16 protein-coding genes are annotated in these 19,664 nt (G+C 59.1%); 10 read left to right on the top strand and 6 right to left on the bottom strand.

Annotation, left to right across the window (positions count from 1 at the left end; translation table 11 throughout):
- Window positions 1–448 precede the first annotated feature (448 nt).
- Window positions 449–1,078: an ion channel gene (locus tag VGF98_02365; protein HEY1680468.1), complete on the top strand. Its 630-nt coding sequence runs from the start codon at window positions 449–451 to the stop codon at window positions 1,076–1,078.
- 20 nt (window positions 1,079–1,098) lie between these two features.
- Here VGF98_02365 and VGF98_02360 read toward each other — a convergent pair whose 3' ends face one another.
- A complete protein-coding gene (locus VGF98_02360; protein HEY1680467.1) occupies window positions 1,099–1,698 on the bottom strand; it encodes a TetR/AcrR family transcriptional regulator in 600 nt (199 codons plus the stop codon).
- A 92-nt stretch (window positions 1,699–1,790) separates the two neighbouring features.
- On the opposite strand from VGF98_02360, the gene VGF98_02355 reads away from it, so the two are divergent.
- Window positions 1,791–2,759 (top strand): SDR family NAD(P)-dependent oxidoreductase, encoded by a 969-nt coding sequence (locus tag VGF98_02355; protein HEY1680466.1) that lies wholly within the window; start codon window positions 1,791–1,793, stop codon window positions 2,757–2,759.
- Window positions 2,760–2,801: 42 nt separating this feature from the next.
- Here the strand turns inward: VGF98_02355 and hpnI are convergent, their stop codons facing one another.
- On the bottom strand, window positions 2,802–3,941 hold the full coding sequence (hpnI, locus tag VGF98_02350; protein HEY1680465.1) for a bacteriohopanetetrol glucosamine biosynthesis glycosyltransferase HpnI: 1,140 nt from the start codon (window positions 3,939–3,941) through the stop codon (window positions 2,802–2,804).
- Between the two features lie 33 nt (window positions 3,942–3,974).
- Between hpnI and VGF98_02345 the strand changes: the two genes are divergently transcribed.
- Together VGF98_02345 and VGF98_02340 are read left to right on the top strand one after the other, a co-directional pair.
- Window positions 3,975–5,207: an MFS transporter gene (locus tag VGF98_02345; protein HEY1680464.1), complete on the top strand. Its 1,233-nt coding sequence runs from the start codon at window positions 3,975–3,977 to the stop codon at window positions 5,205–5,207.
- Entirely contained in the window at window positions 5,204–6,367 is a 1,164-nt protein-coding gene (locus VGF98_02340; protein ID HEY1680463.1) for a hypothetical protein, read from the top strand. The genes VGF98_02345 and VGF98_02340 overlap by 4 nt, the downstream gene beginning before the upstream one ends.
- 7 nt (window positions 6,368–6,374) lie before the next feature.
- Here the strand turns inward: VGF98_02340 and hpnJ are convergent, their stop codons facing one another.
- Complete coding sequence (hpnJ, locus tag VGF98_02335; GenBank protein HEY1680462.1) at window positions 6,375–7,835, bottom strand: hopanoid biosynthesis associated radical SAM protein HpnJ; 1,461 nt, start codon at window positions 7,833–7,835, stop codon at window positions 6,375–6,377.
- Between the two features lie 822 nt (window positions 7,836–8,657).
- Between hpnJ and VGF98_02330 the strand changes: the two genes are divergently transcribed.
- The 5 genes from VGF98_02330 to VGF98_02310 all read left to right on the top strand — a co-directional run bounded on the left by VGF98_02330 (window position 8,658) and on the right by VGF98_02310 (window position 13,376).
- The gene (locus VGF98_02330; GenBank protein ID HEY1680461.1) at window positions 8,658–10,247 is read left to right on the top strand and encodes an arylsulfatase; all 1,590 of its coding nucleotides are present in this window, start codon (window positions 8,658–8,660) and stop codon (window positions 10,245–10,247) included.
- Between the two features lie 166 nt (window positions 10,248–10,413).
- A complete protein-coding gene (pqqC, locus tag VGF98_02325) occupies window positions 10,414–11,145 on the top strand; it encodes a pyrroloquinoline-quinone synthase PqqC (GenBank protein HEY1680460.1) in 732 nt (243 codons plus the stop codon).
- Entirely contained in the window at window positions 11,135–11,404 is a 270-nt protein-coding gene (gene pqqD, locus VGF98_02320) for a pyrroloquinoline quinone biosynthesis peptide chaperone PqqD (GenBank protein HEY1680459.1), read from the top strand. Before pqqC ends, pqqD begins: the two co-directional genes overlap by 11 nt.
- Complete coding sequence (gene pqqE / locus VGF98_02315; GenBank protein HEY1680458.1) at window positions 11,404–12,468, top strand: pyrroloquinoline quinone biosynthesis protein PqqE; 1,065 nt, start codon at window positions 11,404–11,406, stop codon at window positions 12,466–12,468. The genes pqqD and pqqE overlap by 1 nt, the downstream gene beginning before the upstream one ends.
- A complete protein-coding gene (locus VGF98_02310; protein ID HEY1680457.1) occupies window positions 12,465–13,376 on the top strand; it encodes an MBL fold metallo-hydrolase in 912 nt (303 codons plus the stop codon). Before pqqE ends, VGF98_02310 begins: the two co-directional genes overlap by 4 nt.
- A gap of 10 nt (window positions 13,377–13,386) precedes the next feature.
- Here VGF98_02310 and VGF98_02305 read toward each other — a convergent pair whose 3' ends face one another.
- Window positions 13,387–16,044 (bottom strand): hypothetical protein, encoded by a 2,658-nt coding sequence (locus VGF98_02305; protein HEY1680456.1) that lies wholly within the window; start codon window positions 16,042–16,044, stop codon window positions 13,387–13,389.
- A 255-nt stretch (window positions 16,045–16,299) separates the two neighbouring features.
- Between VGF98_02305 and VGF98_02300 the strand changes: the two genes are divergently transcribed.
- Window positions 16,300–16,716, top strand: coding sequence for a hypothetical protein (locus VGF98_02300; GenBank protein ID HEY1680455.1), 417 nt, complete (start codon window positions 16,300–16,302; stop codon window positions 16,714–16,716).
- A 307-nt stretch (window positions 16,717–17,023) separates the two neighbouring features.
- On the opposite strand, the gene VGF98_02295 is transcribed toward VGF98_02300, so the two are convergent.
- Both VGF98_02295 and VGF98_02290 read right to left on the bottom strand, forming a co-directional pair.
- On the bottom strand, window positions 17,024–18,064 hold the full coding sequence (locus VGF98_02295) for an alpha/beta hydrolase (GenBank protein ID HEY1680454.1): 1,041 nt from the start codon (window positions 18,062–18,064) through the stop codon (window positions 17,024–17,026).
- A 264-nt stretch (window positions 18,065–18,328) separates the two neighbouring features.
- Window positions 18,329–19,492: a choice-of-anchor tandem repeat GloVer-containing protein gene (locus tag VGF98_02290; GenBank protein HEY1680453.1), complete on the bottom strand. Its 1,164-nt coding sequence runs from the start codon at window positions 19,490–19,492 to the stop codon at window positions 18,329–18,331.
- Window positions 19,493–19,664 lie beyond the last annotated feature (172 nt).

Raw genomic sequence — 19,664 nt, 5'->3', positions numbered from 1 at the left:
CGTAGCCAGCGCGAGCGAACGGCGGCGCCTGGAACGGGAGAACGTTCGGCAGCGCGATGAGCTGATCGCAAGCCTTCGCTTGCGCTTACCGGAGGGCGCGCAATTCGCTCGTCTGGAGCATCAGATGTTTTTCTACGACGAGCGTAATCGGCAGGCGGCGGAGCGCGTGTTTCTCGCAAATGGCTTCGATGTACGCTCGACGGAGACATATGAGAAACGGACGAAGTTTTGGCTCTTGGCGGTTCGAGCGGCGATGATCGACCGCGTGCCCGAAGAATGTGGTAAGGTGATTGAATTTTCTCGCTCTTATAGTGGTCGCTATGTTCGATGTGCCTCGCAGCTCTGATGCGTTGCCGCTCTTAGTCCACCGCCGGCGGCGCGGCGAGGACGTTTTCCGGCCGGTGAGCAACTCAACACATGTGTTTGCTTTCGAAAACGACATCAAGCGATGACGCCGGAACTACCGCCCGCAGCGCATGCGGCGCGGCGAGACTGGGGCGAAAGCGGCACGTTGTTGTTGTGCGTCATTCTCTTCTTGAGTTTGCGAAACCGGTACACGCTCGGGCCGCCGGAGGTAACGTGGTCGTTCGGGTTCCTCATCCTTGCCGTCTTCCTGGCCTCGCTTTTCTGGACGATTCGAGGCGAGCGAAAGGCGACCCGAACGGTGATGGCGGTGAGCGCGCTCGTTTTGGCTGGCGGCGTCGGGACATCGTTGGCCAAGGTCGTGTATCTCGTGGTCTATCAAGCTTCGACCATCGATCCGATCCGGTTGATCGAAACCGCGGTGGTGATTTGGGTCGGAAACATCGTCGTGTTCGCGATCATCTATCACGTGCTCGGCGAGCGAGAGTTCAACTTTCCACGTTCCGACCGGCAACTGACGGACCAACCGATGAACTTCCTCGATTACATCTTTCTCTCGTTCACGACGGCCACGGCATTTAGCCCGACCGATACGTCACCGCTAACGACGCGTGCAAGAATGTTCGTTATGATCGAATCGATCATTTCGTTGCTCGTTATTGCGATCGTCGCCGCACGCGCAATCAACATTCTGCCGCAATCGACGGGCAGCTAGAAGGTTTTCAAATAGCCATCTTACGTCTGTGGTCGCGAACCGATGATTAAGATATCCACGAGTCTCTTAGCACTCTGCGGCCAATCCGGCGCGCTCGCGACGTTCGAAACGCCAACCAATGCGCGGAGCAGATCCATCGGATCGAGGTCCTCGCGGATGTCTCCGCTAAGGATTGCGCGTTCCACCAACGCGTTCAACGCGCCGACGATCTTCGGGCCTGAAGACTCGTACAGCTTCGACGTATCCGAAATCAGGGAGTTCAACGCCGGCGCGATCAGCTGCTTGGTGGCAATGTAGTCGACGAAGAGCAGCATCCATGCCCGCAAGGCCGCTATCGCCGGCATCGACGCGGCGAATTCGCGCTCGGCGCTTGCCAGTTTTTCGACCTCGGCGCGATAGACTTCCGAAAGAAGAGCATCGCGCGTCGGAAAGTGGCGGTACAACGTCCCCGGCCCCGTACCCGCCTGCTTTGCAACGTCGTCGAGACTGACGTCGGCGCCATACCGTGTGAAGGCTTCCTTAGCGGCCGCGAGGAGTCGCTGGCGGTTACGCTGGGCGTCGGCTCGGGGCTTACGCGCCGGCTCCGCAACGGCGTTGGCCTTCGATCGTTTGGTGGTCATTTTTCGCTCTTTGTGCAACCGGAGAGACTCTCCGGTTTTCTTATGTACCGGAGACTGTCTCCGCTTACACTGATAACGACGAGGAGCACGATATGTTTGGTTACACCTCAACGACGGATGAGGTACTCTCCGGCACGGACCTTTCCGGGCAAAGGGTCCTGATCACTGGTGTCTCGGCCGGACTCGGCGTCGAGACGGCGCGAGCTCTGGCTGCTCGCGGAGCGCAGGTGGTCGGCGCGGCTCGGGATCTGGCCAAGGCCCAAGCAGCCACGGCCATCGTTCGTAGCGACGCAGCCGCGAATGGCGGCAGCTTCGAGCTCATAGAGCTCGACCTTGCCAACCTCAAGAGCGTCCGCGCAGCCGCCGATCGTCTGCTCGCTAAGGGCGATCCCTTCGACGTAGTCATCGCAAACGCGGGCGTGATGGCCACACCCTTCGGCCACACCGCGGACGGCTTCGAAACACAGTTTGGCACCAACCACCTCGGTCACTTTGTGTTCGTAAACCGTATCGCTCCGCTTATTCGGGCGGGCGGTCGGCTCATCAATCTCGCTTCTTCGGGTCACCGATTCGCGAACGTCGATTTGGACGATCCCCACTTCGAGCGAACCCCGTACGACCCGTTCGTCGCATATGGACGATCGAAGACAGCGAACGTACTCTTTTCGGTCGCATTTGACGCACGCCACCACGGACGCGGAGTTCGTTCCGCAGCCGTCCATCCCGGAGGTATCCAGACCGAGCTTGGCCGTCACTTAGACGCGACGGCGTTGCCGGCGATGATCGATCAGATCAATCAACAACTGGCGGCCGAAGGTAAGGCGCCGTTCGAATTCAAGACGATACCGCAGGGCGCGGCAACGTCGGTTTGGGCCGCAACTGTCGGCCCCGCAGACGAGATCGGCGGGCGGTATTGCGAAAATTCCCACGTCGGCGAGATCGTTTCGGATGATGCGATAATCAGCCCCTTGAGCGAAGGCGTTCGCGCCTATGCACTCGACCCGGAAGCTGCCGAGGCACTCTGGAAAAAGAGCGAAGAGCTCGTCGGCGAGCGCTTCTAAATCAAAGACAAGGAGAGGCGGCGTGCGTTCCGCCTCTCTGTCCTACGATCGCTCGGCGAGCACGTCGCCCGATTCGATGTGCAGTTCGGCGCCACGCCAGCGAACCGCGCGCCCGACGAGCCCCGAGGCCCATATGCCGAACCCGAAGAGATCGCGCGGAAGAATGAGCCACGGCGAAGCGGGCGCTATGCCGAGTGCACGCGCGGACACACGCTGTAACGCGATTCGCGCCAGCGCGGCGGTCGCTACGACGATTGCGCTTTCCCATTGCGGGGCGAGTAGGAAGGCGATCAGTGCTAGCGGCAAGGGATAGGTGAGAAACATTCCCGCGTATCCAACGGGCTGTACTCCGCGAATCGTCCGATGCCAGCGCAACTCGTGATCCCATAACACCGCAAGTGTCGAATCCGACACGATCGTGCGTATGACGTGGCGCGAAATCACGACCCGCAAGCCTGCGGCTGCCACGAAATTCCCGAGCATATAGTCGTCGGCTAGATGCGGTGCCAACGCTTCGAAGCCGCCGATTTTGGCGAGAACCTCGGAGCGAAACGCGTTGGTCGGACCCAAGCAGTGTTGCGGCAGCCCGAACAGCCGGTTGACGAGCACGGATGGAATAAATTGTTCGTTCATGAACATTGCGCCGAGCTTCGAAGACAGCGTGCGGTCGGGAACCCCTGCGAACGGGCACGTCACGACGCCGACCCCTGGATCTCGCAACGGTGCCGTGACGGAGCCGATGTAGTCGGGCGTTACGCGGGTATCGCTGTCGGCCAGAATCAGCACTTGATGGCGAACGAGTCGCATCATCGAGATGACGTTTGCGATTTTTGGGTTGCGAGCACCGGCCGCTTCGCCGATGTCGATTTCGATATTCCGATCGGGAAGCGCCGCCGCAACGCGACGCGCGACCGCAAGCGCCGAATCGTCGGATCGCGCGACGCCGAGAACGAGTTGAAACTCTGGATAGTTCTGCTGAGCGAATGCGTGCAGATTCGCTTCGAGATCGAATTCCGCACCGTATAGCGGAACGAGCAAGCTGACGGGCGGGGCCGGATCGGATTCTCGCGCCTGGGGTTCTCGCCCGAAACGCGCGATGCAAACGATGGCGATGAGCGTATACGCGATTGCCGCAATTGTGACGAACGCAAAAGCTGCGGCGAGCAGCCGTTCCAGCGGCATGCGTTTCGATTCGTCGACCGCGAGAAGCGGGCCTTGCTTGCTTTTACGAAGAAGGCTCGCACCGATTTGGCGGTAGAACGATTTCGACGGCGCGACCACGTAGCGATCAACGCACTGTGGGTTGGGGTACACTTTCAGGACGCTGCACTGATGTCGATCATCGTGCCGGCGTTTTTGCTTGTGTTGGCGCCCGCCAACCACACCTACGTCCTAGCCGTACTGTCGACGGTCGTTGCAATTGCTACCGCCATCGTGCCGCCGCTCGCCGGGGTATTTTCCGACCGCCTTCGCCGGCGTGGCGGCGACCGTCGCCGTCAGACGGCGCTCGTGCTCGCAATCGACGCCGTCGCACTCCTCGCGATGGCATACGCCTCGACGATTGTCGACTTCGGCGCCGCTACCGTCATCGCCACCGTGGCTTTGATGAGTGGGTCGGTTGTGTATCAGGTCCTCGTGCCGGAGATCGTTCCGCGAGGGCATTGGGGAACGGCTGCGGGGTACCGCGGGGCAATGACGTTGCTTGGAACGATCGTGGGGCTTCTGCTGGCCGCCCTCTTGCCGCCGCGCGAAGCTTTATTAGCCGCCGCCGCCGGGGTCATCGTCAGCGGGTTGACGTTGCTGGTCGTCCCGGCGTCACCCGCGTTCGCCGCGACCATGCGGCGCGAAATCGCACGCGTGCGCGACTTGCACGATCTGCTTGTGACGCTGGTCGCGCGGGCCTGGATCGTAATGGGAATGACGCTCCTCAACACCTATGTACTCTACTTCTTTCACGACGTGCTTGGCGTCCGTAATGCCTCGGTGAGCACCGGCCTCATCGCCGCCGCTGCAATGGTCGGCGCGGTTGCGTCGAGCATCGTGGCCGGAGTGGTTTCCGACAAGTTCGATCGCCGTTGGGTCGTTTGTCTGTCGGGATTGCCAATGACGGCAGCGGCATTCGGTTTCGCGCTAGCACCCGATTTGCGATTCGTGTTCGTGTACGCGCTCTTGTTCGGTCTCGGGTACGGAGGAGTATTCGCGGTTGGTTGGGCGCTCGCGCTCGACTCCGTTCCTGAATTGGGTGATGTCGCTCGCGACCTTGGCATTTGGGGCACGCTCTCAAATCTACCGATGGTGATCGCTCCGGCGATCGGCGCGATCATCATTGCGCACGGCGCAAACCCGAGCGAAGGCTATCGCTGGCTGTTCGCGAGTGCGGGTGCATGCTTTCTTCTGGGGTCGCTCACCGTGCTCGCGGTACGCAAAGTCAACGCTGTGAAACCATGAAGCCGAACTGGACCTTGCTGGCGACCACGTATGTCATCCGCCAGACGTATCTGAAGTTCAAAATTCGCGTTCGCCAATGGGGCCGGTTGCCTGCAGATCGCGGCGCAACGGTGTTGATAACGAACCACCAGCACATGGACGAAGGCGAAATGATCACGGCCCGCACGTTTCTCTTGCACCCCTGGAAACCGTTGGTTATGTGCAATTCTCGCCGTACGTTCGAGACGGGATTCATCGCAGCCCGGCTTCCGTTTACTGCCCGCTTCACGCGAGGAATGAATCTCAGCTGGTTGTGGGATTGCTTGAGCGTCCTGCCGGTCGAAAACCACCTATTCTCGCGACCGCTCATCAGCCTAGCGGAAGAATTGCAGGCCGCGCATGGCGATCTGACGATCGACGAGATCTTGCCGGCCGAAACAGTCGCAGAGTTAGGTTTGCACGGCGTGACGCTGAGCGGTTTGTGGAAGCTTGAGAATTTTTCGAAGGCGCAGGCGTGGATGAAGATCGCGAGACTCAAACCGCCGTACCGGCACGAAGTGCTCGTGAATCTACGGGCCGTTAATGAACGCGATATTGCGGCGATCGTCGAGCGCGTACGGGGCGGCGCGACATTCTACATTACGCCGGAGGGCGACTTTAGCCGCGACGGTCGCCTGCACTCTATGCGCAATGGGATCGTGGGCGCGCTCGCGCCCTTCGCCGATCTCTGGATATGCGCCGTCGCATACGATCCATTTCGAACCGGCCGGCTCTCGATGCTCTATCGCACGATTCGCCACGACGGCATCGCAGATCTCGGTGTGTCGGTTGCCGCGGCGCGGCCGATTACCAACTCGGCATTGCTGGCCACGTTTTTATGTGATGCGCCCGAAACGTTCGGAGCCGAAGACGCTATCCGGGCGGTGCGCGCGCAACTCAATGCCCTGCCCGGCAATGTCTTCGTCGATCCTGAAGTGATTGGCGCGCCGGACGGGATCGTCGCGAACGCGCTTACTGCATTGGTGAAATCCGGAACGCTGACCCTCGAGGGCGGACGCTACCGCCTAACCGCACACCGGAGCGATCCAAAGTTTCCCCACGTACCGGACATGATCGCCTTCCAGCGCAATATGCTGGACGAAACGCTCGCTTCGGCCCAGCAGCTCGAGCGGCCGGCGTAACGCTACGCTAGTGGGCTTCCGATGCGGCCGTTTCTAGCCGGCGTTCGCCGACTTGTACGTGTCTGGCTCGCAAATAGCTGAAAAATTCGCCGCCTTCGCGGAGTCGGCGGACCATCATGTGCCGGCTCGTAACCATCTCTGCGACGATCTTGGCAATTTTCTTCGGCCGGAAATAAAACTCACGATACATCCGCTCCACGGAGTCTTCGATTTCCGCGGTCGAGAGGGTGTCGTAGCGCAACGTCGACGTCTGGATGCCTTTTCCGGAGACTAAGTCGTCGCGCGCAAACCAACCATTTGCCATCGCCTGGCTGTAGAGTTCGGTTCCCGGGTACGGCGACGCGATCGAAACCTGAATGGTATGCGGGTCGAGTTCTTTGGCGAACTCGATCGTTTCGCGAACCGTCTCCGGCGTGTCGACCGGCAGCCCGATGATGAACGTGCCGTGCACTTTGATTCCGAGCTTATGACAATTCTTCATGAACTCGCGCGCCATCTCTAACTTGAGACCTTTTTTAATCCGGTAAAGAATCTCTTGGTTACCTGATTCAAAGCCGACGAGCAGCACGCGTAAGCCGTTATCGCGCAGCGTCTTGAGCGTATCGTAGTCGACGTGTGCGCGAGCGTTGCAAGCCCAGCTCAGGTTCAAGCGCTTCATGTGCTTGCTGAGCGCGATCGCATAGTCTTTTTCGTTTGTCAGCGTGTCGTCGTCGAACATGTACTCTTTGACCGTCGAGCCGAAGATCGACTTGGCTTCCTCGAGGTCGCGACCAACTGCTTCGGCACTCTTGTGCCGGAAGACGTGACCGCCAATGGTTTGCGGCCAAAGACAGAACGTGCATTTTGCCGTACAGCCTCGACCGGTGTACCACGAAACGTACGGGTGCAGAAGATACCCGTTGTAATACTTGTTAACGTCGAGAAATTTTGCGTAAATGGGTAGCACGCTCGGCATTGCGTCCCAGTCGGATATCTGAGGCCGCTCCTCGGTGCGCTGAAGTTCGCGGTTGGCGTCGCGATACGAGAGTCCGAGGATCTCGTTCCAGGGGCGGCCCTCCGCGAGTTCCTTACACGTGTAGTCGAACTCGTTGCGACAGACGAAATCGATGAGCTCGTGATCGCGCAACGTCTGCTCGGGGAGTACGGCGACGTGGGCACCGATGAAGCCAACTTTGACGTTGGGGTTCTGTTCCTTGAGCCGGCGGGCGCACTCGACGTCGTTGGGAAGCGACGGCGTGCTGGTGTGCATGATGACGAGATCGTGGTCCTTGGCGATCTTCAGCACGTCATCGATAGTCTGCTCGTGCGGAGCCGCGTCCACTAGGGTGCTCCCCGGGACGAGGGCAGCCGGCTGAGCCAGCCACGTCGGATACCAGTACGAGGTCACCTCGCGCTTTGCCTGATATCTCGCTCCGGCACCGCCGTCGAAGCCGTCAAAAGAGGGGGGACTAAGGAACAGCGTTTTCACGTATAAGTTCTTCCTGTGGCAAACCGCCGGTGCCTACCGGTGGACTATGTGTAGTGGATGCGCGCTTAGGCAGGCTCAGAATCCCGCGCCCCCACATCCTATCCCTGCTCGAGTAGAACCTGCCCCTGCCATGGAGACTCGTTTAGTACCGAATGACGGGTATCCAATTGCGCGAAATGTAGAAGTGTAATGCTAGGTTCGCTCCTATGAGGACCAAAATGCGCATCCGCCCCTTGCGGCTCGATTTCGGCGACGCTCTGGTACAGGTAGTGGCCGTATTTCTCGGCGTCGTGTGCGCGTTCGCGGTCAACGCCTGGCAGCCACAGAACACCGAGCGAGCGCTATTTAGACGACGATGGCGAGCATCGTCAGCGAGATCGAGTCGAATCAGCAGAGCCTACGCGCCGTGCGGGGGGCAGCACGCCAAATCCGCTCGAGCGCTGACAAGTCTGATAGTGGCGACCCGAAAGGACCGCTTCGTCTCGGACGAAGACCTTCTGAGGACGCTCCGAGCGAACAATAGCTTTGGTACGAATGTGCCGCTTGATGTAGCCCGGCAGCTCGCGCAGAGTGACGAGGGCCGCAGCCTCCTGTTATTTGACAATCGCTATATGCTGGCAGAAGTCAATCAAACCCAAGCGATATTCTGTGCCTCTGAATAGCAATTGGGGGATTTGATGCGTTAACGCCATCTACGATCCCAAGCAGGCGAGCAATCATGTGATATTCCTGAGCGGGATTCGAGATGAAAAGACCACCCGCTCCAGAAGTCGCGGAGCCGTTACGAACTCGCCCACCTCGTTAGGCAGGAAGGCAAAGTCCATGGCAAAGAGCGGCAAGCCCGAGCAACCCAATATCCTCGTCATCTTTGGTGACGATATCGGCGTGACCAACATCAGTGCGTACTCCGACGGTCTGATGGGCTACGAAACGCCCAACATCGACCGGATCGGAAAAGAAGGCATTCGATTTCTCCACTACTATGCAGAGCAGAGCTGCACGGCGGGGCGTGCCGCGTTCTTAACCGGCCAGCACGGCATTCGCAGCGGACTCACGAAGGTCGGCTATCCGGGCGCGCCAATGGGCATGAGCCAGCTCGATCCTTCGATCGGCGGTCTGTTGAAAAATCTCGGCTACGCGACCGGTCAGTTCGGAAAGAATCATGTGGGGGATCTTAACGAGTCGCTGCCCACGGTAAACGGCTTCGACGAGTTCCTCGGCAATCTGTATCACCTCAACGCCGAAGAAGAACCGGAGCTTCCGGATTACCCGAAGGATCCGGCGTACTTCGCTAAGTTCGGGCCGCGCGGTGTCCTTCATTGCAAGGCCAGCGACACGGACGATTCAACCATCGATCCGCGGTTCGGAAAGATCGGCAAACAGACGATTAAAGATACCGGCGCGTTGACCAAGAAGCGCATGGAGACGATCGACGACGAGACTTCGACGGCCGCCATCGATTTCATGAAGCGCCAACACGCCGACGAGAAACCATTCTTCGTGTGGTACAACTCGACACGCATGCACCTGCGCACGCACGTGCGTCCCGAGCATCGCGGTCGCTACAAACACGGCGATAGCGAATACATCGACGGCATGATGGAGCACGACGATACGATCGGCACGCTGCTACGAGCGCTAGACGAGATGAAAATCGCCGATAACACGATAGTCGTCTACACCAGCGACAACGGCCCCCACATGAATAGCTGGCCCGACGGTGCGATGACGCACTTCCGTTCCGAAAAGAACACCAACTGGGAAGGCGCGTTCCGCGTCCCGTGTGTGGTGCGCTGGCCGGGACATATCGCGCCGGGCACTGTGACGTGCGAGCTGATGAGCCACAACGACTGGCTCCCCACGCTGGTCTCGATCGCCGGCGAGCCGGAGATCATCGATAAGCTCAAAAAGGGTTATAAAGCCAACGGTAAGAGTTACAAGGTGCATCTCGACGGACACGATCAGTCGGAGTTCCTGCAAACCGTTAAGGGCGGCGTTTCAAACGACTCGGTAAAGAGCGCTCGCAACACGTTCTTCTATTCGGACGACGACGGGTTGCTGGTGGCCGTGCGTCAAGGCGATTACAAGTACGTTTACGCCGAGCAGCGATTGCAGGGTACGCTCGGAGTTTGGGCCGAGCCGTTTACGCAGCTGCGCCTGCAGAAGATATTCAATCTCCTTCAGGATCCGTACGAGCGGGCCGATATCACGAGCAACACGTTCTGGGATTGGCAGCTCAACCACGTCGGCAGCGTGTACGGAGCGATGGACGAGGTTGGCAAGTTCATCGCGACATTCCAGGAATTCCCGCCGCGCTCGTTTCCGCCGAGCTTCGTTCCCGCGACGCTGATGTCGGAAGCGATGCACGAGATCAAAGAAGAGCGAGCGCAAGCCTCGCACAAAGGCAAGTAAACCGCTGGCAGCTTTTCGAGAGGAATAAGACGGGGATCAACCACCCATGCGTCCAAAAGACACCCACCACCAAGGACAGGAGAGAGCATGAAACAGCCGCGTCAACGTTGGGAACGTCCCGACTTCGAAGAGCGTCCTCTCGGCGCCGAGGTAACGGCATACGTAACTGCCCCGGGACCGGAAATTTAGAACGGCCCCAGACTCCGTAGCGACCGGCGATCTTGCCAGGCGTTTCAAAGCCGTGGGCGAGGATCGCTATCACGACAAGCATCCCTTTCACGAACGTCTGGTTGCGGGTGGGTTGACTCGCGACCAGGTGCGATCGTGGGTCGCCAATCGCTACGCGTATCAAAAGGCGATTCCGATCAAGGACGCCCTCTTGCTCGCAAATCTGCCGAGCGCTCAACACCGGCGTTTGTGGATTTCTCGCATTACGGATCACGATGGGCGCGAGGGGGAAGAGGGCGGCACGCGACTCTGGCTGGCGCTGGCTCGCGCCGTCGGACTCGACGAAGAAGACGTCCGATCCGAGCGCATGATAGCGCCCGGAACCCGATTCGCGGTCGACGCGTACGTAAACTTCGCGCGGTCGCGCCCTTGGATCGAAGGCGTTGCTTCCTCACTTACCGAGATGTTTGCGCCCTCAGCTATGCGGCATCGCATCGATGCGATCGTGGCGAACTATCCGTGGATAGATCATTCGGGGTTGGTGTATTTCGAGCAGAGAATCCCACTCGCTAAACGCGACTCGGAAACGGCACTCGCCTGGGTGATGGCCGAAGCGACGACACCGCAGATTCAAGACGCGTGCGTCGACGCGCTGCGCTTCAAATGCGACGTGTTGTGGAGCATCCTCGATGCAACGGCGATCGCAAGCGGAGTCTTTCGTGAAGCTTGATGCTCGCCCGACATTCGGCAAGGGTGTACGGCTGCGTCACGAGCCCGACGGTACGGCCATGCTCCTGGTTCCCGAAGGTGCGCTGCTTTTGAATCCCACCGCTGCGGCGGCGCTCGACCTCATCGACGGCCGGCGCACCGTTGCGGACATCATCGCGTGTTTGGTTCAAGCGTTTGAAATTGGAGAGGATGATGCGCGCGCCGACGTCGGATCGTTGTTCGACCGTCTCGTCCAGCGGCAATCGTTACGGTCTCTCTGATGCCGGAATCACCTCGCCCGCTTTCGATCCTTTGTGAACTGACTTATCGCTGCAATCTAGCCTGTCCGTACTGTTCGAATCCGATCGAGTTAGCCCGTTATCGCGACGAGCTGCACACCGATGACTGGAAGCGCGTCCTCGATGAGGCTGCAGCGCTTGGAGTCGTGCAAGCGCACTTCTCCGGTGGTGAGCCAACGTTGCGACGCGACCTTGCCGAGATCGTAACGCACGCGGTGCGTGCGGGTTTGTATACGAATCTCATCACGCAAGGGACGTTCCTCGACGAGAAGCGGCTCGACCATCTGCTGGCAGCCGGCCTCGACCACATCCAAATCAGCGTGCAGGCGCCGAGCGAAGAGTTGGCCGACGAGATAGCCGGAACGAACGTACACGCCCGTAAGCTCGACGCTTTGGAGCGAATCGCTAGCCGAGACGTTGCACTTACGCTGAACTGCGTTCTGCACCGCCGCAACCACGACCAGTTAGCAGAGACGATCGCACTGGCCGAGCGCCTTGGAATCGCTCGGTTGGAGCTTGCGAACGTTCAGTTTTATGGTTGGGCGTACCGAAACAGAGCCGCGCTCATGCCGACGCGCGAACAGGTGCTGCGCGGGAGCGAGATCGTAGCCGCCGCAAGAGAGCGGCTGCGCGGGCAGATGGAGATTGCCTACGTCGCGGCAGATCACTTCGGTGAATATCCCAAACCGTGTATGAATGGCTGGGGACGCGAATTTCTTACGGTGACCCCGAACGGAACGGTGCTTCCGTGCCCGGCGGCGACGGCCATTCGTACGCTCTCGTTTGAGAACGTGCGAGAACGACCGTTATCCTTAATTTGGACGGACTCCGCAGCGTTTAACGCGTATCGCGGCACCGCGTGGATGGCGGAACCTTGCCGCTCGTGCGAGCGGCGCGAACGCGATTGGGGCGGATGCCGTTGCCAAGCATTCTTATTAACCGGTGACGCCGCTGCAACGGATCCGGCTTGCCGTTTAAGCCTCGACCACGCGCTCATAGTCGAAGCCCGCGAACCCAAAGACGAACCACTCGTAGCGCGCCGATGATTTTGCGCGTCCTTGGATCGGCAGCCGGTGGCGGCGTTCCTCAGTGGAATTGTGCATGCCGCAATTGCACCGCCGTTCGAGAGGGACGTGCTCCGCGGCGTACGCAGTCGTGCGCCGCAATCGGTTCCGAAGACGGTAGCGCGTGGACGTTGCTCAACTGTTCGCCGGACATCGCGCAGCAGATTGAGGAGTTCGCGCGGTTGCAACCGCGCCATCGAGGCGAGGGACAGCGCGACACGCCGATCGCGGGTGCTCTTCTCACCGACGCAAACGTCGATCATATCGGCGGTTTAGCCGTGTTGCGACAAGGTGGTTCGCATAGTTTTACGTTGCGCTCCAGCGAGAGCGTGCGCGCCCTCGCAATCGTTCAACCCGCGTTCGCACCATTCGCAGCACCGCCGCATCGGTGGTTGTGCGACAGGCGTTGCGCGCCCGTTAATGAGGAAGATCCAGTCGGGGACCTCTACGACGTTCGCGCGTTTTCGGTACCCGGCCTTATGCCCGGCTACGCGGGTCGCGCCCGGGTCGAGGGCGCGGTTCTAGCGTATGATATTCGCGATCGGCGTAGCGGCGGACGGGTGCTCTTCGCTCCGGTCTACGAAGCAATCGACGACGCCCTCTTCACGGCCATCGCGCAAGCCGACGTGGCCCTACTCGATGGTTCTTTTTACGCGGATGACGAGATGCGTGCAGCCGGCCTAATGGACAAGAGCGCGCGAGATCTCGGACATCTACCCGTGGGGGATTCGGACGGCACCTTGGATCGGCTCCAGGGGGTTCGCACTCGGGTGATATTCACGCATCTCAACAACTCGAATCCGATGCTCGACCCGACCTCGGAAGCCGCGCGACGCGTTCGCGAGCGCGGCTTCGAGATCGCACACGACGGCCTCGAGGTTTTACTCTAACACGGTCCGATTAACGCTTGTCCGAAGGCCACGTAGCCTCCGAGGGCTTTGCGCGTAGGATTGCGATAGCATGCAGAACGCCGGCAGCATCGAATTTCCCTCGGACGGTGAACGGATGTCCCGAAACTAAATCGACACTTCGCTCGCGTCGAACCGCGGGCGTGTAGTCGACCTTGATGAACGAACCGGTACGCGATTGCAGCGTCAAGAATGAAGCGCCGACTTCAAGCAACATTCCCGTGATTTGGTTCGGTACCGATATCGCTCTGTGAGATCCGAGGCCTGGTGGCCGTTTCGGCGTGCCTTTATTACCGCCCACTCCGAATATGTCGAGCTGCTCGTAGCTCGCGACATACACTTTGCCGTTGGCAACGACGGGGGCGATGTTTGCGTTACCGCCCGTGGAATCCCAATACCCGGCGGTTCCTTGGTAGAGTGTTTGCAACTGGCCGCCCTGAGGTTCGGACTTAAACGCAAAGAGGTCGAGGGAACCGGGAACTTGAGTCGGCCTTGTAACGGCCCAGATGATCGCGCCCGAATGGCTTCCATTCGAAGAAACGGCCGTGAAGAAACCGGGATCCTGCCCGTTGGGTAGGCCAGACGAACTTCCCGCAGCACTCAGCTTTACCGATTGCGACCCTTTGACTTTCCAGACCGTCACGGCGTTGCCGCCGCTTGCAACGATGCGAGGCAGCGAGTCGCTGCCCGCGCCGAAGTACGAGAAACCGCACCAGCATCCACCGACGGATTGCTGTGCCAGAACGTTATTGTAATTTGTACTGAATCCGCCCAAGCTGTTCTGATTCATCACAAACATCGTTCCCGCTTTACCGGCTGCGGCGGCGAGCGGCGTTGCCGATGTGTTTTGCGTGGGCAACAAAAGCACACCGCCGGCTCCAAAATCGGTATCGTCCTGGTCGAGCCGATTGACGTCCGACGGCGTAAAAATGCTCAGTAGTTGCGTCAGATCGGAGCTCACTTTGACGACGCTCTCCTGAACGTCGTTCGCGCCATCATATGTCCCAGATTGCGAATTGCCGGTTACGAAGTAGATGTTTCCCGTCGGATCCGCGGCCATGCCGTATCCCGACATCCAAATCGCCGATAGTAGAAAGTTGGGGCCAGCTAGGGAGTCGTTCAGTCGATTCGCTGCGAGCGGCGTGAGCGATCCAGCCTGCCAACCGAGGAGCCAACCGCGCGAAATACTTGCGCCAAAGTCACAGAAACTGCCGAAGCCGGCATAGATGTTGCCGTTGGATTCGAGCAGCGCGGGTCGCTGCCGTTCGTACGTCGCGTTGAAAGAGTACGTGCTACCGTCGCTCAGTTTGTGGGTGGCGGCAATTACGACGGGGGGCACGATGTCGGTGAGGTTCGATAAGTCGAGTTCGTGAATCGTATAGGTCGGCGCGGATCCCACCTTCGTATAAGCTATGACGTACATCGCGTTGGCGGCAAGGTCGATAACCGGCGTTGAGTCGATTCCAACGTTTGGTCCGTTGTTGTTGCAACCCAGTGGCGTTTGCACCGGAGTTCCTAAGTTCGTAGAATACAGAACTGCTCCGGTCGTTGCGTCGATGGCGTAGACTGTATTGCTTTCGGTCGCTACATATACGGTATCGTGCTTACCTTTAGACTTGCCGTTGGCCGCCTTTTGGTTACGAACGACTAACGGTTGCGCATCGACTTGATCGTCGAGCGCCACGCTTTGCAGCAGGCCGAACGATCCGCCGCCAACGTTTTTGTACTTCAAGTGAGATTCGGCGTTGTCCCAACCGGTACGAAGATTGTCGTAGTGGTACGTGGTTACGTCGATACCAGCTTTTAAAGCGACGCTGACCGTGGCAGCTTCTAGGCCGCGCTCATCCTTGATGATCGCTGACGGAACGCCGCCGCCCGGGTAATCGTAGATTTTCACGCCGGCCGAACCTGGCACCACAATACTGCCACCTTGAATCCAAGACTGGATGGCGCTGTCTGGTCCTTTAAGAAGAGCTTTGTCGGCAAACGTAGCGCGAGCTTCCTGGACGCTATAACGGAACACCGTCGTCGAGCCCATGACGGAGCCTACAAATGCAAGATGTTTGCCGTCCCATTGAACTGAGCCCAGACCCGCCGGCTGCGTTCCGGTCCACGCGACGCTTGTGAAGCGCTCGGCGTCCTTGGGAAGAGCGACGACATTCACTGCGTCGCGTGCAGCGCTCTCCACGAAGAGATCGCCCTGATCGTCGTACGCGCTGGAGAGATAGGCGCCGTTAGGGCTGCGAAGGCTGTAGACTTTCGGAATGCCTTGCGCGTGGGAATATACTGCAACACCCGACCTGGAGTTGTCGCCGCCGGAAACGGCAAGGTTCCCAGTCGTCGGGTCGACCGCGCAGGATTGGACGGCGCCTCCCAGAGAGCCACGCAAGACCGCGATCGGCCGCGATTCGCCGTGTGCATATTCGAGTACGGAAGTTCCGGCGGGGATGAAGACGTTGCCGTCGTTGTCCGAGCATAAGCCGGAGGCCCGTACGCCCTTGAGCTGCCCGCGATAGATGCCGTCCGGATACGAGTAGATGTCGACGCTGCCATCGTCGTGATGCGAGACATACAGGAGGTCCTGCGTTCTTGCCGCCGCCGCGTTCGGCGATGACTCGCTGCTAGGTCGCGCAAGCCCCGCATTCGGCACGATGGAATTCGTTTGTGATCCCCCGCAGCCCGCGAGCATAGCCAGAGTTGCGCAAACAGCAAATGAGCGCAGTGGTAACTCCGGGCGAATTTTCATAGCAACGTCCTCCGTCGATGCCGCTTTCGTCGCAGTTCAACACGGTCCTAGTTAATAAGACGGACGTTGAAGCTCCAATCCGGTTTTGACACGTCGGGGCCTAATATTTAAACGAAGAGGAATAGCCGGAACCGCGCGCCGCGGCTCGAAAACGTTCATATGATCGTTGCACGGCTGGAGCTGCCGCTGTACCGGCTTTATCTACTGCGAGCGGCCTACGCATTAATAGGCATCGCGCAAGGGTTGAAGACCTGGCCAGCAATCCTGCACCATACGCATCCCTGGGATTTTTGGCACGGCGTCGGCATGAGCTTCTTCGGAGCGCTGACTCTGCTCGCGCTGCTGGGCATTCGTTATCCGGTACGCATGTTGCCGCTGATGATCTTCGAGTTCTTATGGAAGCTCATCTGGGTACTTGCAGCGTACCTGCCGGCGTACCTCGCACACTCCGTCGATGCCGACCTTGCGGACAACTTTTTAGGGATATCCCTCGGCGTCGTGGTCGTGCCGCTCGTGCTTCCTTGGGGTTACGTCTGGAAGCAGTACGTCACCGCGATCGGAGACCGCTGGCGGTAATCGGCGCAAGCCGAGAGCGCAATACAACAAAGCTTCGACGGATGGAACGCGTAGACCGTACCGCTGCCGCGCTGCTTCCCAGGGCTGCCACCGTCAAATGTATTTCCGTAGAGCGTGCGCCTAGGGCGGACGGGCCGTCGGGCTTTGAGCTGCAAATTCGAGAGAAGGCACTCGGGCCAAGCCACCCCTTGACGGCAACCACCTTAGAAGCGCTCAACGCTACCGTTTCGTTCTGAGCGCTAACTCGCCGGGGGACTCGGTTTCGCAACTACATGCGATGACCGCTTGGCGTATCCCGCCGCTGTAGCTAATCAGCCGAAAGCACGGCCGACCCGTGTAATGGTCGATCTCCGTCGGACACGGCCAGCGGCCGTGCGAGCTCTACTAAATATTGCAAATATTGACCTGGCTGTTCCAGCGGCGCCATGTGCGAAGAATTTTCGAAAGTGACGAATTTCTTACTTGGCGAGCGTACTTGCTCGAACCATTGACGTGCGACGGCGTAAGATGTCTCGTAGTCGTGCCGCCCCTGAAAGATGAAGATGGGACAGCCGACGCCTACGAGCGTGTCAAAATTCGTCCGCTCGATCTCACCAACGAGATGGTTGAGCGAAAACAAGCCGCCTTCGTCGGTTAGCGCGATGTCTCGGGCGGTGTACTCCGGAGAGAAGCGCCATGCATCGGCGTCGTAGTCGAAGCTCGAACGGCCGCCCGTGAGGCCGCCGTAGTACACTACCCATTGACGCTGTGCACTAATGCGATCCACCGTTAGGCTACCGATTGGCCCCGGATACGGAGCGAGTTTCTCTAATGCCGCGACCGCCGGTCCGTTGTCGTGGCGCGCTGACTCGCGCAGCGCAAAATCGTACCCGTCTTTCTCGCTGCGCTGCGAATTGATCATCTGACCGGTTCCAATATACGCATGCAATAACTCGGGGTGGCGGCGGACCAGCTCGAGGCCGAGATACGAGCCCCAGGAATGCCCTAACGCGAGCAGTTTCTTTTTCCCGAGGCGCTCCAGCAAATAGCGAACGACGTACTCTGTGTCCGCAATCATCTGCTGCCCCGTCATCGTTGGAGAGATCGACGCGGGGTCGTTCGAAGCATACGTTTTTCCCGCGCCCCGTTGGTCCCACTGCACGACGGTGAAGTAGTCTTCCCACGGGCTTTGGAACGTCCAGGCTTCCAGCATCGTCGGCGAGCCTGGACCGCCGTGGAGATAGAGTAGTACTGGGTTGTGACGGTCTCGTCCGCGGATTGAAAGCCACTGCGCACAGCCGTTTACGTCGATCTCTAACAGTTCTTCCACGCCCGACGGCGAGACGATCTTCCGGTTCGCGGCGATCACACGCTTTACGTCATCGGCTGAATAAAGACGCAGTTTTGGCTGAGGAGCGGGGCTCGCACTCGCCGCCGGACTGGCGGTTTGTGCGAGTGAAGATACAGGCGCCAGCCCGAGCGTAAGTCCAGACGTAAGGAACGAAGCGCGTTTCATGTTTGTAATATCTACCGTTTCGTCTGTTTCGTGATGTACCCGCGTACCGGCGATCTCGAGGTATAGTCCGGCCGCATCGAGTACCGCGGGAACGTCAGCGCCGAATTGGGGGTAGACTCAGGGGGTGACGGAGTAGATCGTGCCACAGCCATTCAGGCAGGTTCCATTGCCGCCGAAGCCGGTTGTGCCGTAGAGAATCCCGTTCGATAGCACGACGCCGGCCTCCGGGATACCGCCGTCCTTTCGGCCAGCCGAAAAGCTGTGCACGATAGTCTCTCCAGAGCCGTCGAGCTTCAACGCAAAAACGGTGCCATAAAAATAAAGACCACCGAACGGCGATGCGCCGTACAACACTCCGTTAAAGTGCGCAAGATTACCAACGGGACCGCAAGCGTCGTTTCCACCCTGAAATTTGTACAACACGATCTCTTGTCCCGTAGAGGGGTTGAGAGAAAACACGTTCCCGCAGCGGCTATCGCCCCCGCCCGGAGTGACTCCATAGAGGAGGCCGTTCACGGAGATCAGTCCGCCCTGCGGGTTTGTTCCGTCATTTGCGCCCGCTTGGAACCTATATAAAACTCTTTCCTGAGGTCCTGACGGTCCCAGCCTAATCGAAAAGACTGTTCCGCAGCCGATCTCCATGTTGTTAGAGCTTTGCGTGCAAATTTTTCCAGGGTTAGAACCGCCGAATCGGGTTGTTCCATACAACACGTTGCCGATTGCAAGGAGGTCGCCGTTCGGAACTGCGCCGTCCGGTCTTCCTCTGAAACGATAAACTATAGCTTCATGACCGCTGGTGTCTATAGAAAACACCGCTCCATGTATGGCATAACCTGCGCCCGTCGTTCCATAGAGGGTCTTACCGATTGCCGCCATGCCACCGATCGGACCACGGCCATCACGGGATCTTTGAAACGGATGTAGTACCGTTTCTTGGCCGGACTTCAGATCGACGCTGTAAACGACTCCATTGTAGTCCCCCCCTCTGACGGTAGTCCCGTAAATCGTGTCGCCCAGAGCCGTGACGCCCGAATACGGTGTCCATCCGTCTGGGCTGTTTGCGAAAGAGTGAAGTACCGTCTCCTTGACGGACGGCTTGAGTGATAAAGAAAACACCGTTCCGCAACCGAGCTTTCCGCACTCCGATCCGCCGTCTGACGTCGTCCCGTATAAGGAGCCGCGCAACCCAATCAGCGAACCGTATGGCAGATAGCCGACCGTATGGTTAGGAAAAGCGTAGAGTAATTTGTACATCGGTTGGCTGCGTTGTGCACCGTCCATAGCTGATCGTTGCGCAACAGCAACGCTTCCTGTGCTCATATTTGGACCAGGGTTACCACAGCCAACCAATAGTGAGCCGCAGCCTACGATTATCATGAGCGTTGAGCGCATCTTTAAACTCCAAGTCGAAAATACAATGCCGGCAAGACAACCAGGCGATGCTAGGACGGCG

Source organism: Candidatus Tumulicola sp., from assembly GCA_036490475.1.
In the GTDB taxonomy this organism is placed as follows: domain Bacteria; phylum Vulcanimicrobiota; class Vulcanimicrobiia; order Vulcanimicrobiales; family Vulcanimicrobiaceae; genus Tumulicola.
Note: the sequence above shows the minus strand (reverse complement) of the source record. Positions and strands in the feature narration are given on the sequence as shown.

Coding starts and splice junctions, on each gene's coding strand:
- VGF98_02365 (HEY1680468.1), top strand. CDS start 449: ATGACGCCGGAACTACCGCCCGCAGCGCATGCGGCGCGGCGAGACTGG.
- VGF98_02360 (HEY1680467.1), bottom strand. CDS start 1,698: ATGACCACCAAACGATCGAAGGCCAACGCCGTTGCGGAGCCGGCGCGT.
- VGF98_02355 (HEY1680466.1), top strand. CDS start 1,791: ATGTTTGGTTACACCTCAACGACGGATGAGGTACTCTCCGGCACGGAC.
- hpnI (HEY1680465.1), bottom strand. CDS start 3,941: ATGCCGCTGGAACGGCTGCTCGCCGCAGCTTTTGCGTTCGTCACAATT.
- VGF98_02340 (HEY1680463.1), top strand. CDS start 5,204: ATGAAGCCGAACTGGACCTTGCTGGCGACCACGTATGTCATCCGCCAG.
- VGF98_02330 (HEY1680461.1), top strand. CDS start 8,658: ATGGCAAAGAGCGGCAAGCCCGAGCAACCCAATATCCTCGTCATCTTT.
- pqqE (HEY1680458.1), top strand. CDS start 11,404: ATGCCGGAATCACCTCGCCCGCTTTCGATCCTTTGTGAACTGACTTAT.
- VGF98_02310 (HEY1680457.1), top strand. CDS start 12,465: ATGATTTTGCGCGTCCTTGGATCGGCAGCCGGTGGCGGCGTTCCTCAG.
- VGF98_02300 (HEY1680455.1), top strand. CDS start 16,300: ATGATCGTTGCACGGCTGGAGCTGCCGCTGTACCGGCTTTATCTACTG.
- VGF98_02290 (HEY1680453.1), bottom strand. CDS start 19,492: ATGGACGGTGCACAACGCAGCCAACCGATGTACAAATTACTCTACGCT.